17 protein-coding genes are annotated in these 15,982 nt (G+C 61.9%); 16 read left to right on the plus strand and 1 reads right to left on the minus strand.

What is annotated here, in order from left to right:
• Positions 1–34: 34 nt before the first annotated feature.
• Entirely contained in the window at positions 35–472 is a 438-nt protein-coding gene (locus tag G7047_RS06665) for a hypothetical protein (RefSeq protein WP_166302483.1), read from the minus strand.
• A 300-nt stretch (positions 473–772) separates the two neighbouring features.
• Between G7047_RS06665 and G7047_RS06670 the strand changes: the two genes are divergently transcribed.
• From G7047_RS06670 to G7047_RS06745, 16 genes are all read left to right on the plus strand, one after another.
• A complete protein-coding gene (locus G7047_RS06670) occupies positions 773–1,603 on the plus strand; it encodes an alpha/beta fold hydrolase (protein ID WP_166302488.1) in 831 nt (276 codons plus the stop codon).
• A 41-nt stretch (positions 1,604–1,644) separates the two neighbouring features.
• The gene (locus G7047_RS06675) at positions 1,645–2,550 is read left to right on the plus strand and encodes a VOC family protein (RefSeq protein ID WP_166302492.1); all 906 of its coding nucleotides are present in this window, start codon (positions 1,645–1,647) and stop codon (positions 2,548–2,550) included.
• Positions 2,551–2,607: 57 nt separating this feature from the next.
• Positions 2,608–3,780, plus strand: a complete 1,173-nt coding sequence (locus tag G7047_RS06680) for a hydroxylase (RefSeq protein ID WP_166302496.1) — start codon at positions 2,608–2,610, stop codon at positions 3,778–3,780.
• Between the two features lie 32 nt (positions 3,781–3,812).
• The gene (locus G7047_RS06685; RefSeq protein ID WP_166302499.1) at positions 3,813–4,997 is read left to right on the plus strand and encodes a flavin reductase; all 1,185 of its coding nucleotides are present in this window, start codon (positions 3,813–3,815) and stop codon (positions 4,995–4,997) included.
• Positions 4,998–5,050: 53 nt separating this feature from the next.
• Positions 5,051–5,938: a LysR family transcriptional regulator gene (locus tag G7047_RS06690; RefSeq protein ID WP_166302502.1), complete on the plus strand. Its 888-nt coding sequence runs from the start codon at positions 5,051–5,053 to the stop codon at positions 5,936–5,938.
• Positions 5,939–6,070: 132 nt separating this feature from the next.
• Positions 6,071–6,547 (plus strand): hypothetical protein, encoded by a 477-nt coding sequence (locus G7047_RS06695; RefSeq protein ID WP_166302505.1) that lies wholly within the window; start codon positions 6,071–6,073, stop codon positions 6,545–6,547.
• Positions 6,548–6,605: 58 nt separating this feature from the next.
• The gene (locus tag G7047_RS06700) at positions 6,606–7,154 is read left to right on the plus strand and encodes a DoxX family protein (RefSeq protein ID WP_240939391.1); all 549 of its coding nucleotides are present in this window, start codon (positions 6,606–6,608) and stop codon (positions 7,152–7,154) included.
• Between the two features lie 14 nt (positions 7,155–7,168).
• Positions 7,169–7,960: a 2-keto-4-pentenoate hydratase gene (mhpD, locus tag G7047_RS06705; RefSeq protein ID WP_166302509.1), complete on the plus strand. Its 792-nt coding sequence runs from the start codon at positions 7,169–7,171 to the stop codon at positions 7,958–7,960.
• Between the two features lie 246 nt (positions 7,961–8,206).
• On the plus strand, positions 8,207–9,235 hold the full coding sequence (gene dctP, locus G7047_RS06710; RefSeq protein WP_166302512.1) for a TRAP transporter substrate-binding protein DctP: 1,029 nt from the start codon (positions 8,207–8,209) through the stop codon (positions 9,233–9,235).
• Positions 9,236–9,299: 64 nt separating this feature from the next.
• Positions 9,300–10,682, plus strand: coding sequence for an MFS transporter (locus G7047_RS06715; protein WP_166302515.1), 1,383 nt, complete (start codon positions 9,300–9,302; stop codon positions 10,680–10,682).
• A 173-nt stretch (positions 10,683–10,855) separates the two neighbouring features.
• Positions 10,856–12,001 (plus strand): porin, encoded by a 1,146-nt coding sequence (locus tag G7047_RS06720; RefSeq protein WP_166302519.1) that lies wholly within the window; start codon positions 10,856–10,858, stop codon positions 11,999–12,001.
• A gap of 93 nt (positions 12,002–12,094) precedes the next feature.
• Positions 12,095–12,568: a hypothetical protein gene (locus tag G7047_RS06725; protein WP_166302524.1), complete on the plus strand. Its 474-nt coding sequence runs from the start codon at positions 12,095–12,097 to the stop codon at positions 12,566–12,568.
• 44 nt (positions 12,569–12,612) lie between these two features.
• Positions 12,613–12,795, plus strand: a complete 183-nt coding sequence (locus G7047_RS06730) for a hypothetical protein (RefSeq protein ID WP_166302528.1) — start codon at positions 12,613–12,615, stop codon at positions 12,793–12,795.
• A gap of 49 nt (positions 12,796–12,844) precedes the next feature.
• Positions 12,845–13,537: a hypothetical protein gene (locus G7047_RS31470; RefSeq protein WP_371813856.1), complete on the plus strand. Its 693-nt coding sequence runs from the start codon at positions 12,845–12,847 to the stop codon at positions 13,535–13,537.
• Positions 13,538–13,568: 31 nt separating this feature from the next.
• A complete protein-coding gene (locus tag G7047_RS06740; RefSeq protein ID WP_166302531.1) occupies positions 13,569–15,080 on the plus strand; it encodes an MmgE/PrpD family protein in 1,512 nt (503 codons plus the stop codon).
• 144 nt (positions 15,081–15,224) lie between these two features.
• Positions 15,225–15,929, plus strand: coding sequence for a TetR/AcrR family transcriptional regulator (locus G7047_RS06745; RefSeq protein ID WP_166302536.1), 705 nt, complete (start codon positions 15,225–15,227; stop codon positions 15,927–15,929).
• The last annotated feature ends 53 nt before the right edge of the window (positions 15,930–15,982 follow it).

The following is a 15,982-nucleotide window of genomic DNA, read 5'->3' on the forward strand; positions in this document are numbered from 1 at the left end:
GGGCAAGCGGCGGACGCACTTCGGGTATGAAAGCTCAGAAGATGGGTGGTTTTGCCACCTGTGCAGGCTGCGCGCTCACAAAGCGCGTGGCGCGTTCGATCTGCAGGGATTGCGGTGCCTCTCCGGTCGAAAGCACCAGTTCTGCCGTCGCATGCAGCGAGGAATTGCAGATGTCGCAGGCCGAGCACGAAGCCCCGGTGTGCTTGCTCGTGCCGCAACTCTGCATGCGCGAATCGTCCACGCAATGATCCGCAGCAGACGAAACCGCAGTCGATGCTGCGGCCATCGCTATGTCGTGGTGCTGCACGGCCGCAATGCCATGCAGATGGGCATGCTCGTCCTCATGTGCTGAGGACACGGTCTCAGCCTGATGGTGCATTGCCACCGGCATGACCCCCATGGCCATGGCATCGCCCAGCAGACCCCGAAGGACCAGCATGAGAACGAGAACCGTGGAGAAAATGCGGCGCATGAGGGTAATGATAGCCGGGGTTGGGGAAAGTTCCCTCTCCGCCCTCGAATCTGCCATGACGCCCCAAGCGCGTCCGCAGGCTTCGGCGATGCAATGTCGTCACGCGAATAACCGAACTCCAAGTGCCAATGTATTAGGGTAAGCGATTATTAATTCTAGAATAATAATTCTAGTACTATCGCTCAACCGATGAGTTGATGTGGCGCAAGTTGCATGCATCAAGAGACACCTCGCCGGCACGAATACATGCCCCACCGCGCCTTCTATAGACCGAGGCGCACATCACGCTGAGAGAAGCACATGGCCACACTGACTGAACAAAACACCAGCAAACGCATCAAGACCAAGAGTTGGGAGATCCACTACAACGAAGCCGGCAGCGGACAGCCTTTGGTGCTCGTGCATGGCGGTGGCCCCGGTGCTTCGGGCTGGAGCAACTTCCATCCGAACATTCCTTACCTGGCCGAGCGCTTTCGCGTGTTCGCGGTGGACCTGCCGGGCTGGGGCAAGTCGCAGTCGGTCCAGTATGACCAGCGCGACAACAGCGGCGCGCTCGCCGAGTTCATCGAGGCATTGGGCCTGGGCAAGGTGGCGATCGTGGGCAACTCCATGGGGGGCTCGTCGTGCATTCGCCTCGCATACGAGCGTCCGGATCTGGTGAGCCATCTCATCACGCTCGGCTCTTCGGCCGGTGTGCCGAGCATCTTCGATGCGACGGGTCTGAGCGAGGGCGTGAAGGCGCTGGAAGGTGCTTACTTCGAACCCGGCCCGGTTTCGATGCGCAAGTTCATCGCAGCAATGGCGTTCGACACACGTCACGTGACCGACGAGTTCGTGCAGGAGCGCGTGGACATCCTGATGTCGCGTCCTGACCATATCGAAGGCTGGAAGAGCGGCCACGGCAAGCCCATGGTGCGCATCGATCAGGCGCGTCTGGCCGAGATCAAGGCTCCCACGCTACTGATTCACGGTCGTGATGACCGCACGGTGCCGTTCACTTCGGGTCTGCATCTGGTGCGCCAGATTCCTGATGCGCGTCTGCTGCTGGTCACCCGCTGCGGTCACTGGGTGCAGTTGGAGCACACGGCGGAGTTCAACCGCAACGTGGCTTCCTTCATCAAGGGCGAGTGATCGTTCACGGCACTGACCGATCCGCACAACAAGGAGACAGCATGATCACTTCGCTCGCCTATTTCGGCGTGAATTCACCCGCTTTCAAGGAGTGGGAGACTTTCGGTCCCGAGGTTCTGGGTTGTGAACTGGTGGCGCAAGAGGCAGATGGAGCGGTGCGCCTTCGCTTTGACGAGATGGCCTATCGCATGGCGATTCACCCGGGCGACAAGCACGGCGTCGCCTACATCGGCTGGGCCACCATGGGCGAAGCGGGCATTGCTCCGATTCTGGAGCGACTGAAGGCCTTTGGCGTGAACGTGCAGCGCGCAACCGCGCAGGAGGCTGCCACGCGCATGGTGCTGGGCTACTACTGGTTTGTGGACCCTGCGGGGCTGCGGCACGAACTGGCCTGGGGGCAGATACGTCCTCGCAACATGTTCCGCCCGGGTCGTGCGATGAGCGGTTTCCGCACAGGTGACCAGGGCTTGGGACATGTGGTGTTGGCAGTGCCGGATCTCGCCGAGGGCGACCGCTTCTACCGCGATGTGCTGGGCTTCCAGTTGTCCGACACGGTGGCGGATGGACCGATTTTTGCGCACTTCTATCACGTCAACGGCCGTCACCATTCGCTGGCGATTGCTCGCTCACCCAACAACCGCGCGGCGTTCCTGCACCTGATGGTGGAAGTGAATTCGCTCGAAGATGTGGGCCGCGGCCTCGATCTGTGCGAAGAGCGCGGCGTGCCTGTCACGCGCACGCTGGGCTGCCACACCAATGATCAGATGACCTCGTTCTATCTGCAATCGCCATCGTCATTCCGGGTCGAGTACGGGTGGGGTGGCCTTGAAGTGGATGAGCACTGGGAGCCGCGTTACTACGACCGCACCAGCACCTGGGGACACAAACATCAGCACAAAGAGCTGTCTCCGTTTCTGGAGATCGAAGCTCCTGCAGCCGCCGGTTGAGCGTGCACTCACACGTGCGCCACTGGACAGAAACCACATCTCAAGAGGATATTGAAAATGAACCCCGTCATCGAAAATCTGCCCAAGCTGGCAGACGCCGTTGCGAACGAAGTCGACGCTGGCGAAAAGCGCGGCTACATCACTGATGAAGCGGCCCGCCTGCTGCGCGATGCGGGCGTGGTGCGCATGTTGCAGCCCAAGGAATTTGGCGGCGACGAGGCCCATCCCCGCGAGTTCTATCAAGTGCTGCTGGAGTTGGCAGCGCGCGCTCCATCCGTAGGCTGGGTGGGCGGCGTGGTGGGTGTTCACCCATTCGAATTCGCACAGACCGATCCCAAGCTGCAGCAAGAAGTGTGGGGCGAGGACAAGGACACCTGGATCGCTTCACCCTACGCCTTCATCGGCCGCGCCAAGCGTGTGGATGGTGGGTTCATCCTGAATGGTCAATGGCCGTTTTCTTCGGGCACCGATCACTGCAAGTGGGTGGTGCTGGGTGGCAAGGCTGAAAAGCAGGGCGGCCCCGAAAACGAATTCGTCGAACCCTTCCACTTCGTCCTGCCGCGCAAGGACTACGACATCCTCCAGGATTCCTGGCAAGTGATGGGCCTGTGCGGCACCGGCAGCAAGGACGTGGTGGTCAAGGACGCCTTTGTTCCGGATTACCACACGCTGGAAGTCGGCAAGCTCAACTCCCGCGAATACGCGAGCAAGTTCCAGCCGGGCAAGGCGCTGTACCAGGTGCCGTTCGATCTGCTGTTCCCCGGCGCGATTGCGGCGGCATCGATTGGTATCGCAGACGGCGTGGTGCGTCACTTCTCCGACTACTCGCGTGAACGTGTCTCGCGCATGGGTGTGAAGGCGACGCAGAACCCGTACCACATGTCTGCGCTTGGCGCGGCCATTGCCGATCTGGATGCGGCCAAGCTGCAACTGCTCACCGATATCACCGATGCCTATGAAGTGGCCAAGCGCGGCGAACGCGTGACGGATGCCGTGCAGGCACGTGCACGTGTACATCAGGTGCGCTCCGTGCACCGCGCAGCTGCAGCCGCAGCCGAGGTGTTCAAGAGTGCAGGTGGCAATGCGAACCGCTTGTCCAACCCCATCCAACGCCAGTTCCGTGATCTCTCGGTGGCCATGGGCCATGCCTGCAATGTGGAAGACCCGGTGTACGCCGCATTCGCGGGCTCGCTGTATGGCATTCCCAAGCCGGCCGGCGTGATCATCTGATGCTGGTTGCGGCACGTCTGTAGGAGTCAGCAATGCAAAACGTTCAAACCCCAATCGACAGCGACCAGTTTCGCGCAGTGCTAGGCAACTATCCGACCGGCGTGGCCGTCGTCACCGGCCTTGATGCGTCGGGCGAGCCGATGGGCATGGTGGTGGGTACGTTCACCTCGGTGTCCCTCCACCCGCCGCTGGTCGCGTTTCTGCCGATGAAGACTTCGCGCTCGTTCAACGTGCTGCGCGAAGCCTCTGAGCGCTTCTGCATCAACATGCTGGCCGCCGATCAGGAAGGCATTTGCCGCACGCTGGCGGCACCCGGAGAGCGCAAGTTCGATGCGGTGAAGTGGCACCCCAGCCCGGCGGGCAACCCCATCATCGACGGCGTGGTGGCGTGGATCGACTGCGAATACGCGAACGTCGTCGATGGCGGTGATCACTTCATCGTGCTTGGTGCCGTCAAGACGATGGGGCTGGAGCGCGATGCCCTGCCGCTGCTGTTTTTCCAGCGCGGCTACGGCCGCTTTTCCACGGGGCCGCTGGTGCTGGTCAACGACCGCGATGTGTTCCAGTCGGTGCGTCTGGCCGAGGTGGCGCGCGACGAGATCGAGGCCGTGGCCAAGGAATTGGGCGTGGGCTGCAGCGTGGTGGCACCGGCCGGTACCGATTCCGTCTACGTCGCCGTGGCCGATCATTCGACTGCGCAGCGCGGCAAGAACCGCCTCGGTGCGCGCGCACCGCTGACGCCGCCGTTGGGCGCGCTGTTCGTCGACGGCGTCAATGCCATTGCCGAAGATGCCTGGCTGGCGCGCCTTGGCAAGTGCAGCGCAGAGACGCTGGCGCGTGCCAGAGACCAGCTCCAGCGCGTGCGTGAGCGGCGCTGGTCCATGTCGCTGCTTGGCGAGCAGAGTTCCGAAGCGCTGGACGCCGCGCTCGAGCTGTATTCATGCCCACATCGCACGCCAGAGCAGGAGCGGCGTTTTCTCTCGACCGTCTCCGCCATGTTCGACATGCACGAGCCGATGCAGATCGAAGAAGCGCAGACCTACCAACTGCTGCATCTGACTGTTCCGGTGCAGAACAAGCGTGGCGAGACCGTGCTGGCGCTGCGCCTGAGCGAGTTCCCGGTGGAGCTGCCTGGCGAACAGGTCAAGGCGCTGCTTGGGCGACTGCAGGACGCGGCCGAACGCGTCGAGCGTCTGATCGCCTGCATTTCCGAATGAGTATGGCTTGCCTGCGATTTTTCCGCAGCCTTTCAACGGAGCACTGAATCGCCATGGATATTTGTCAATTGCGTAGTTTCGTGGCTGTGGCAGAAGCGGGCAGCTATATCAAGGCAGCCGATCTGCTGAACATCCCTCAGCCCACGCTGAGCAGGCAGGTGCGCACGCTCGAGCTGGAGCTGCGGGCCAGCCTGTTTCATCGCCATGGCCGGGGCGTTCGCCTTACCGAAAAGGGTGCCAAGTTCGTCGAATACGCGCGCTCGGTGATTCACACGATGGATGCGGCGCTGGTGTCGGTGCGTGACAACGACTCGGTCTACACCGGGCAACTGGTCATCGGCCTCACGCCCAGCATCGGCCGCATTCTGATCCCCACGCTCGCGCCATTGTTGAAGAAGAACTTCCCGCTGGCCTCGGTTCGGCTGACGGAGGGATTGTCGGGCGCGCTCTATGAAAAGGTGCTGCTCGGGCAGGTGGACTTTGCCTTGGTTCTGAGTCCTGCGAGCTCGCCCCACCTCACCATCGAGCCGCTGGCCACCGAGCAACTGTATCTGATCGGGCCGGAACCGGCAGGCGCGGGCAGCGCCGAAATCGGACTGCAGGAGCTGGCCGATCTGCCGCTGATTCTTCCGCACAGCAACCAGTGGACAAGGCCCGCCGTGGAAACGGCTGCCGCCAAGCTCGGCATGCGTCTGCGCATCGAGTTGGAGATCGATTCGACGGCATCCACCACCGAAATCGTCGCCAGTGGCGGCGGCTATTCCATCATGCCGGGCAGCCTGCAGTCGCTGCGTTCGCTGCCGCAACTGTCGTGGCAGAAGATCGTCAATCCGCCGCTCGAAGCCACGATCAGCTTGATCACTTCAACCAAGCAGCCGCGCAGCAAGCTGGCGGATGCCGCCGCCATGGTGGTCAAGGAAACGCTCAAGGAGCTATGGTGATCGCGCATAGCTGAGATGCAGATGCCGGTCTTGATGGGCCGGATCACGGATTCGAGAATGAACGCGCCGCAGTGGCCGATGCGTTGGTGACGCGGCAACAGACACCCTATAACAATCGAGAAACAGAGACTCATGCAGATCAAGACCCGAACCTTCAACGCTCTATCGGCCATCGTCGGCATTGCGCTGACCGCCGCCGTCGCGCACAACATGGCCACCAATCCACGCTGGGCGGGAGACAACGGCCCGGGCGTCGGCAAGATGCCGCGCGAGGTCGTCGCCGGCTTCATGAAGATGGCCTACGAAGAGGGCAAGGGCGCGCAGGCGCTGGCACTCTACACGACGTCCAAGACCATCGATCTCGCGCCCGACGCGGCCGACCGCAAAGATGGCGCGCCCATCAAGCACAGCGTCCGCCGCGTGGTCGCCGAGGGCCTCAACGTCGTCGTCTGGCATTGCATCGACGGCAGCACCGGCCAGAGCATGGAGACGGTGGACTTCTTCCGTACCCGCGACGGCCGCATCGTGGACCGGGCGCGACCTTCGAGTCAGGCCCTGCCTGCAGGCAAGACTTGTGATCAGGTGTCGTGGCCCAAGCCCAGCAAATGAACCGTACCTCACATCGCATCGCATCGCATCGCCCCACCAGACATGAAGTGACCGCACCATGAACAAAAACGCCACCGACAACCCAAGCCAGGACACCATCCAGATCAACGGATGGTTCACCGGCACCCTGATCATCACCTTCTTCCGCCTCATGCTCGGCGCCTGGATGATCGTCAACGGCCTCAACCATCTGCTGCCGATGTGGGGCCTGCCCAATATCTATCCGCAGCCGCTGGGCACGCTGCATCTCTCCAACGTCATGCTGGTTACCATGATCGAGACCGGTTTGTTCGACTATGTGAAGGTTGCCGAACTGCTGGTGGGCCTGTGCCTCGTGTTCAACCGCTTTGTGCCGTTGGCGCTGGTGATCGCGCTGCCGCTGGGGCTGGTGGTGTTCTACAACTCCATCGTGCTGAATCTGCGCTTTGAGCGGATCTTCAGCTTCTTCATGGCCGTGTGGTGCACGTACATGAACATCGTTCTGCTGCTGGCCTACATCAAGTACTACATCCCGATGCTGCAGTTCAAGGCACCGGTCGGGAAGATCGAAGATCTCCGCCAGATCAAGAACATTTTCGGCTCCGATGAGCAGGCCAAGAACGACTGAAATGAGACCAGAAAATGAGCAACGAATCACTGATCCAGGACCTCGCGTCGCGTCTGCGCACGGCAGAAGCTACGCGCACACCGATCGAGCCGCTGCGCGAGCAGATGACGGAAGATACCGAATCGCTGGCCTACGCGGTACAGCAGGCCAATGTGGAGCACGCCGTGTCTCAGGGCCGCCGCATCGTCGGCCGCAAGATCGGCCTGACCTCACTCGCGGTGCAAAAGCAGCTCGGCGTCGACCAACCGGATTTCGGCACGCTGTTTGCCGACATGCTCTACGGCGATGACGAACCCATTCCGATGCAGCGCACGCTGCAGCCCAAGGTGGAGGCCGAGGTCGCGCTGGTGCTCGGCGCCGACCTGCCGCACGCCGACACCACGCTGGTGGAGCTGATCAATGCGACCGCCTATGTGCTGCCCGCCATCGAAATCGTCGGCAGCCGCATCGCCAACTGGAACATCCATTTTGCCGATACGGTGGCGGACAACGCGTCCAGCGGCCTCGTGGTGTTGGGCGGGATGAAGGTGCCGCTCGACAACCTGGACCTCAAGCTGGTCGAGATGCGCATGACCCGCAACGGCGAGCTCGCATCCCAAGGTGTGGGCAGCGCTTGCCTGGGGCATCCGCTCAATGCCGCGCTGTGGTTGGTGAGAAAGCTAGCGACGCTGGGGCACCCGCTGCGGGCGGGGGATCTGGTGCTCACGGGTGCGCTCGGACCGATGGTGGGTGTCGAGGCCGGAGACAGTTTTGAAGCCCATATCGGTAAGGTCGGAACGGTGAGAGCGCGTTTCGCGGCAGGCTGATTTTTTGGAGGCGTCAGCCTTCGCCGTCGGCGATGAATTCCGGTGTTTGCAATGTGCAAACACCGGAATTTTTCATTTCAAAGCCCGTCTGGCAGGGCATGCACTCGCGAACCAAGTATTCCTATGCGATCTTTACATAGCTGAGATGGGTTTGCTTGTATTGATCTAGTTTAATACAGGCCTCAAAATTCTAGAAAATATATTCCAGAACCTAAAACTGGAAATTCGTAAAACTGGAGACAAACCATGCGCTTGGCACCTCTTCGAGGCTTGGCGGAACGACTCGCTGCGGCAGTGACCCGCCCGACGCCGACGCGCGCGGCTGATTGCATGCGCACAGCAACTGCCTGCTCACTGTTCGGCATGGCGTTGGCGTCGGCCGCTCATGCTCAGACCACGGCGAACGTTCAGCATTTGAGCGTTTCGGACTATCGCGCATATCTCCCGGAAAGCCATTCCGTTCGCAAGGCGCTGCACCAGTTCGCCGCCCATGTGGCAAGCACAAGCGGCGGGAAACTGCAGGTGGATGTGCTGCCCGGCACCGTCCCGGGGAGCCCGGCGCAGCAGATCGCTGCACTGCGCCTTGGCAAGGCCGACGCGCCTCAGATCATGCTGGTGGCTGCGACGGGGCTGGCCGACCTCCAAAGGAATTTCGAGCTGTTCGATCAGCCCTATGCCGTGCGTGATGTCAGCCAGGTGGAGGCGATTGTCGAAGGTGCGCAAGGACGTGCCTTGCTGGACAGTCTTTCCGAGCACGGCCTGGTGGGTCTTGCATTCATGGAAAACGGCTTCCGGCAGTTGTCCACCACCAAGGCCATTCTTCGCGACGCCAGCGATTTGCGTGGCATGACCGTTCGCACGCTCCCGACCAAAACCTCCACGGACACCTTCACCGCCTGGGGTGCCGTGCCGGTTGCCATTCCGGCATCTGCCGTGCGTGGTGCCATCGAGGGCGGGCAGGTCGAGGCGCAGGAAGGCTTTGTCTCGCAGCTGCTGCAGACCCAATTGTTCGAGGTGCAGAAGCATCTTTGGCTGACCGGGCATTCCTACGGCGCGCAGGTGCTCGTCGTGCAGCAATCCACATGGCAATCGCTTGGTGCAGCGCAGCGGTCATGGCTCAAAGAAGCCGCAGAGAAAGCTGCGCGTGTTCAGCGCATGCGAGCCCGCGAGGAAGACGCGCAGGCCCTGAAGGCGGTTGAGCACGCGGGCATGCAGGTGCATCGCATTCCGCCCGACCTGACATCGTCACTGATCGCCACCCGTTTGAATCCATGAGGTCCGCAGGCATTGCGTGCATCCGTTTTCCCCATTTGCATAACCCACGAGACAGTAGATTTTCATGACCCAATCCATCGATGCGCAAGAGCGTGAAAAGCAAAAGCGGCGTGCCATTCTGGCCAGCTATCTGGGCACCACGCTGGAGTACTACGACTTCCTGCTGTACGGCATCGCCGCGGCGCTGGTGTTCCCGAAGATCTTCTTCGTGACGCTGGATCCGTTCGCCGCGACGCTTTCTTCGTTCGCGACCTTCGCGGTGGGCTACTTTGCCCGTCCGCTGGGTGCTATCGTCTTCGGTCACTACGGTGATCGCATCGGACGCAAGAATGTTCTGGTGGTCACGCTCGTCATGATGGGGGTGGCGAGCACCTTGATCGGCCTGCTGCCCACCTACGCTCAGGTCGGCGTGCTGGCGCCCGTGCTGCTGGTGCTGCTGCGCCTGATGCAGGGCATCGCGATGGGCGGCGAGTGGGGCGGTGCCACGCTGATGTCCATGGAGCACGCCAAGCCCAAGGGGCGCGGCTTGGCTGTGAGTCTGGTGAGCGCCGGTGGCCCCACGGGCGCGGTGCTTGGCACGCTGGTGATGACACCGTTTTCGCTGCTGCCCAGCGAGCAGTTCCTGAGCTGGGGCTGGCGCGTGCCGTTCCTCATCAGCGCGTTGTTGATGGTGGTTGGTCTGCTGATCCGCGTGCGCGTTACCGAGACGCCTGAATACGAAGCCGCCCGCAAGGCGCAGGCCGCCAAGGGTGGTCCCAAGGCGATTCCGCTGGTCACTGTGCTGCGCTACAACAAGGGCCAGATTCTGTCCGGCGTGCTCGGCGGTCTCGCGCCGCTGTCGTTCTCCACGTTCGCTGCAGCCTTTCTGCTGAATTACGCGGTGGAATCCGGACACACGCGCACCAGCGCGCTGTTGGCGATGACGGTGGCGAACTTCTTCAACATCTTCACACTGCCCATGTTCGGTGCGCTCTCCGACCGGGTGGGCCGCAGGCCGCTGATGCTGACCGGCGCGATCGCTGGCATCGTTCTGATCTGGCCGATCTTCCTGCTGGTGCAGCAGCCGAGCTTCGGCGCTCTGTTGCTGGCCATGGTGCTGGCGATGCCGGTGATCCAGGCGCTGATGGGTGGTGTGTTCAACACCTGGATCAGCGAGAAGTTCGCGGCCGATGTGCGCTACAGCGGCATTGCGCTGACCTTCCAGATCGCCTCCACGCTAGGCGCGGGTCTTTCGCCGCTGATAGCGGCCGCGCTGCTGGCCGCATCCGGTGGCAAGCATCCTGAGTGGGTGGCGATCTATTTCGGCGGCATCTGCGTGGTGAGTGCGATTGCCTACTGGCTGGGCAACGAGCGCTTTGACAAGGAGCTTGCCACGCACACCGTGGAGGACGACGCACCCGCGGCTGTGCCATCCGGCCATCAAGAGAGCCGCAAGCAGATGGCCTGACATCCGTGCAATCGAGTCGGCGGATCTAGCCGACCCGGAGATGGGTCGGCGCGAAACGCGCGCTTCCTTTCCATGCATTTTCCATGACCGGCGAAGACCGGTCAGGGGGAGTTCCTGCGCCCGACGCAGAAAGAAAAATGGCGACAGCCATTCAGATAAAACCAGGAGACAACATGAAGACAAAGCTGATCATCGGCATGACCGCCTTGGGAGCCATTTCGATGGCGCAGGCACAGACGCAGGGCGCGGGACCCAGCGCTATACCGAGCAGCACCGTGCGCATCTACGGCACGGCGGATCTGGCCATCGCGCACTACCGCACGTCGGATCAATCCAAGACCGCCATGCATGCGGGTGGTGCGGGTTCCCGCCTCGGGTTCTTGTCCAGCGAAGACCTGGGTGGGGGTCTGAAGGCCTCCGCCCGTCTGGAGGCTGGCGTCAACATGGACACTGGCACCTCGAGCTCGACCAACGGCTCGCCCAACCGCTTCTGGAGCCGTCAGGCCTACGTGGAGCTGCAAGGCGCGAGCTGGGGTGCGATCCGTGCGGGCCGACAGGAAGGCCCCACCTACAACTTCTTTCCGAAGTTCGACCCGATGCTTTTGCCCGCGATGGACGCATGGGGCGTCCTGACTACGCTCGGCTCCGCAGCACCGGGTAGCGCATCGGGCAAAGGCGTGTCGACGGGCTTCCTCATCAACCCGACACAACGCACCGAAAACACGCTGGCCTACATTTCGCCACGCTGGAGCGGTGCGCAGGCCAAGCTGTCCTACAGCCTCAACGAAGGCTCGGCCACCCAGCCCAAGCTGTTTGAAGCGTCGGTTGATTACGAGACCGGCCCGCTGACCCTCGGCGCGTTGCTCGTGAAGGCGTCCAGTACGCCCGGCACGGCCAGCGTGCGGTCCACCAAGTCGAGCACCGAATACGCGCTGGGTGCAAGCTACAAATCCGGCCCGATCCAGCCGTACTTCACCTATATCCATCGCGATGCGGCCGATCCATCGGTGGGCAGCGGCGGTGGGGTGCTGAACGGCAACTCCGAATCGGTGAAGTTGGTAGGTGCCGTGATTCCCGTGTCCGAGCGCGGCAATGTGCGCATGACGCTTGGAAAGTATTCCAGCGGCACGCAGGACAGCGACGCCACCAGCTACGGCGTGGCCTATACCTACGATCTCAGTCGCTCGGTCATGTTAATGGCTGCCGTGACCCGCCTCACCCAGGACAGCAACTCCCGTTGGCCGGTGTTCCAGAGTCCGATCCCCAATGCAGGCAATGCAGTGAACGGCATCATCGTCGGCATCACATCGCGCTTCTGATGTCTTTGCGGAAAGCACGTTTCGCCAAAAGCGTGCGTGTCTTCCGGGACACTTTCTGCCCACCCTCTCATTCCAACGACAAGGACAAATGCCATGGCTTCCCGCTCCCCTTGGTACTACATCATTCACTGGATCCGCTGCTACTTCGGCGCTCACCTGCTGTTTTCCGGCCTGCGTTACGCAGCAACGGGTTACGTGCCCGATATTCCGGGCATCGGTGGTGAATGGGTGCAGGCCAACGCCAACATCTATCTCTACCAGATGATCAAGTATTTGGAGATCGTCACCGGCGCGATGATTTTCTTCAACCGCATGCCCCTGCTCGGCCTGATTCTGGAGTTCCCGGCCACGGTCAACATCTTCTGGCTCAACACCTTCATCGTGGCATCGCCCGCCATGCCGCGCCAGTACTTCACCGGCCCGCAGGAGCTGTTCCTCAACGGCATTCTGTTGCTGGCCTACAGCGGCTGGATCGTAGCGGCCGTCAAACCCAAGCTCGAGCCGCTGTGGCTCTGGGACGGAGCGAAGGCCTACAAGCAGGACATCGGCCGTCGAATCATAGATTGACGCGCGCATCGCACTTGAACCCTCTTTTGTTTGGAGCTGACCTTATGAACAAGAATAAATGGATCGCCGTCATTGTCTGCCTCGTGCTGACGGCTGCCGCCTTCATCGGCTCGACGGGCCTGTTCTATACGACCTACCGACCGATCCGCAACTACGACATCATCGCTTTCATCGCGTCTTGGGTGGGCCTGATTTTCTACCTCTACCGTGATCGCAATCGGGACTGACCGGGCGGCCCTCGTGGCGCACCATTGAATCCAAAATCAAGGAGACAAGATGATCAAAGCCGAGCAAGGGCCGTGGAAATATCTCATCCTCTGGCTGCGGTACTACTACGCGATTCACTTTCTCAAGTCGGGCATCAATTTCGCGGTGTTCGGCGTCGTTCCCGATTTCAGCAAGGCAGGAGCCGTGGGCCCCTACATGCGCGAGATGCATGAGGTCGGCTTCTATCCGCTGGTCAAATACCTCGAGATCGTGCTGGGCTCGATGCTGCTGTTCAATATCCTCGTGCCGGTGGCGCTCGCCTTCATGGCGGGGATTGCGTTCCAGATCATCTATCTGAACCTGTTCGTGTCACCGCATCCGCGCCAGCTGTTCACCGGCACGCAGGAGCTGCTGCTCTGCGGTCTGCTGATCCTGGCGTATGGCAAGAACTTCGCTGGTCTCTTTCAGCTGCGGGCCAAGCCCGGGTTTCCATGGCAGGCACAGCCGCCTGCCGCCACCGCAGCGCCCGTCGTCGCGAGGAACTCCGCGTACGCCGTGCGCTCCAGAGACATCGCCCTTCTTGTTGGAGTGGCCGTGGTCTGGACCGTGGTCGTCATCGGCTTTTCGACCACCATGGGAAGCCGTCCGCTGCGCATCTACGACTGGGGTCCGCCGGTGGTCGCGCTCGTGCTGGCGCTGATCGCCATGTTCATGGACAGAATGGGTTCTTCTGCGCGCCTTATGGATCCAACAGCCGCGTAGGCTTGAAAACCAAAAACAAAGGAGTCACAACATGAATTTGAATCGAAGAAGCTTTGCTCACATCGCAGCCCTGTTCGCGGCTGGTGGCACGACCGGCTCGGTGTGGGCCCTGTCGGACGAAAAGGCCGCAACCTCTGCGACGCCATCCCGCGCACTTCCCGACGCGATCTATGCGCTGGTGGATTACTGCCTTGCCACGCCCTATGAATCGCTGCCCGCCAAGGTGATCGAGGCGACCAAGTTCCAGATTCTGGACACGGTGGCAGTGGCGCTTCCCGCCCTGCATGCGGATGGCATTCGCCAGCTTTATGATTGGACGCGCGAAACCAGCGGCAAGGGCGAGAGCCTGGTGCTCGGCACCCCTGTGCGCGTACCAGCGGAGAGCGCAGCGCGTCTGAATGCGTCCATGGCCGCAGCGCTGGAGTTCGACGACACCTTCGAGCCCTCGCTGATGCACGCGTCCTGCGTGACCATCCCGACCGCGCTGGCCACGGCCGACTGGGTGAAGGGCGTGAGCGGCAAAGAGCTGATCGCGGCGGTCGCCGTTGGCACCGACATCGCCTGCCGCCTCTCCCGTGCGGGCTCGCCGGGCGTGTCGCCCTTCGTCGTCGGTTGGGACCCCACGCCGATGTACGGTTTCCTGTCAGCGACGATGGTGGCCGGACGTCTCATGAAGCTCTCGCGTGAGCAGGTGGTCGCGGCCGTGGGGTTGGCGTATCACCAGATGTCGGGCAACGCGCAGGCCAGCGTCGACGGCACGCTCGCCAAGCGCCTCGGTGCGGGCTTTGCGGCTTATGGCGGGATGATGTCGGCGCGCTTGGCCAAGCATGGCGTGTTCGGCTCCGACCATGTGCTCGAAGGCCTCAAGGGCTTGTTCAAACAGTACCACGGCGGCAAGTATTCGAAGGACGCCTTGCTGGGCGGGCTGGGCACCAGCTTTGCCGGACCGGACATTGCACCCAAACCCTATCCGTCGTGCCGTGGCGGCCATGTCGCCATCGACGGCACGCTGGCGCTGGTAACGGTAAACAACCTCCGCCCGGATCAGATCGCCAAGGTCACGGTCTACAGCCCACCGGCGGAGATCATGTTGCTCGGCGCGCCCATCGAGAAGAAGCGCAACCCCAAAACGATTGTCGAGGCGCAGTTCAGCAATCCCTGGATGGTGGCCGCCGCAATTCAGGACCGCGAGGTCGGTCTGCGCCATTTCACACTCGAAGCGCTGCAGCGCGCGGATCTCAAGGCGCTGACGGCGCGCACCTTCACGGTGGAGGACAAGACGCTGGTGCGCCCGGATGGTGGTCCCGGTTTCGCGCGCGTGGAGATCGAGACGGGGGGCGGCAAGACCTTTACCAAGCAGGTCGAGTTCGCCAAGGGGGACCCCAAGAACCCGATGACGGCCGCAGAGTTCCAGAAGAAGCTGTTCGAATGCACCGACGCCGCCGGCATGAAACGGGCTCAGGCACAGGGCATTCTGCAGCGCATCCAGAGCCTCGAAGCCGAGGCGGATGTGTCCGCGTTGCAAGCGGCAATGGCGATCTGAAATCGACCCGATGGGCCTGTGATTCACAACATTGGGTACCATCACTGTTTCTCCAAAACAGAGGGCCTGTGGAGGCACGCGGGGTTGGCGGCAGAATACCTAACCGCCGACCCCGCGACACAAGCCGCATAAGAAATCAATCCAATGGTCACCAGCGAAAACAGTCGAACCCGCAAGCATGGCGAGCACAAGTCGAGTGCCGCCGTGCGTTCACGCATTCTGGAGACGTCCTTCAACGTCATTTCCATCAATGGTTACAGCGGCATGACGATGGCGAAGGTGGCGAGCATGTCGGGCCTGCCCATCGGCAGCGTCTACTGGCACTTCGAGAGCAAGGACCTGCTGCTCAATGCGATGATCGAGGACAGCTTCTCGCGCTGGCACCACGAGACTGTCGAGCGCAACAAGCCGATGGCGGGTGAGAGCTTCGAGCAGCATGTCACCCGCATCTTCGGCAGCGCCACCACGCCCAAATATTTCGCGGCGGATTTCTGGCGGCTCGGCGTGATTCTCAGCGTCGAAAAATCCGTCCCTGAGCAGACTGCGCGCGCGCAGTTCCTGAACATTCGCGAAACCCAGCGCGAAGAGCTCTCCACCTGGTGGCGCAGCATCCTCCCGCCGCCGCTGCTCAAGTCCCTGCCGGGCCTGCCGAAGAAACTCAGCTCCTTCACCCTGGCCATGCAGGACGGCAACGCCATCGCGGGCGCATCGGGCGAGTCACTTGATGATTTCCAGAGCACGTTGGTGTCCTGCCTTATCCATCTGGTGGCGCAGGCGCAGGCGAGCGTGGAGGGCGCCGTGGGGGAAAAACCCAAGCGCGCTCGGGTTCCGCGCGCCAAGGCCGCTTGATGTGGTGACTGGTTGGGGTTGAACCATCTCGATTGCGATGCTGGCATCGCAAT

Origin of the sequence: Diaphorobacter sp. HDW4A (genome assembly GCF_011305995.1) — a bacterium.
GTDB lineage: Bacteria > Pseudomonadota > Gammaproteobacteria > Burkholderiales > Burkholderiaceae_C > Diaphorobacter_A.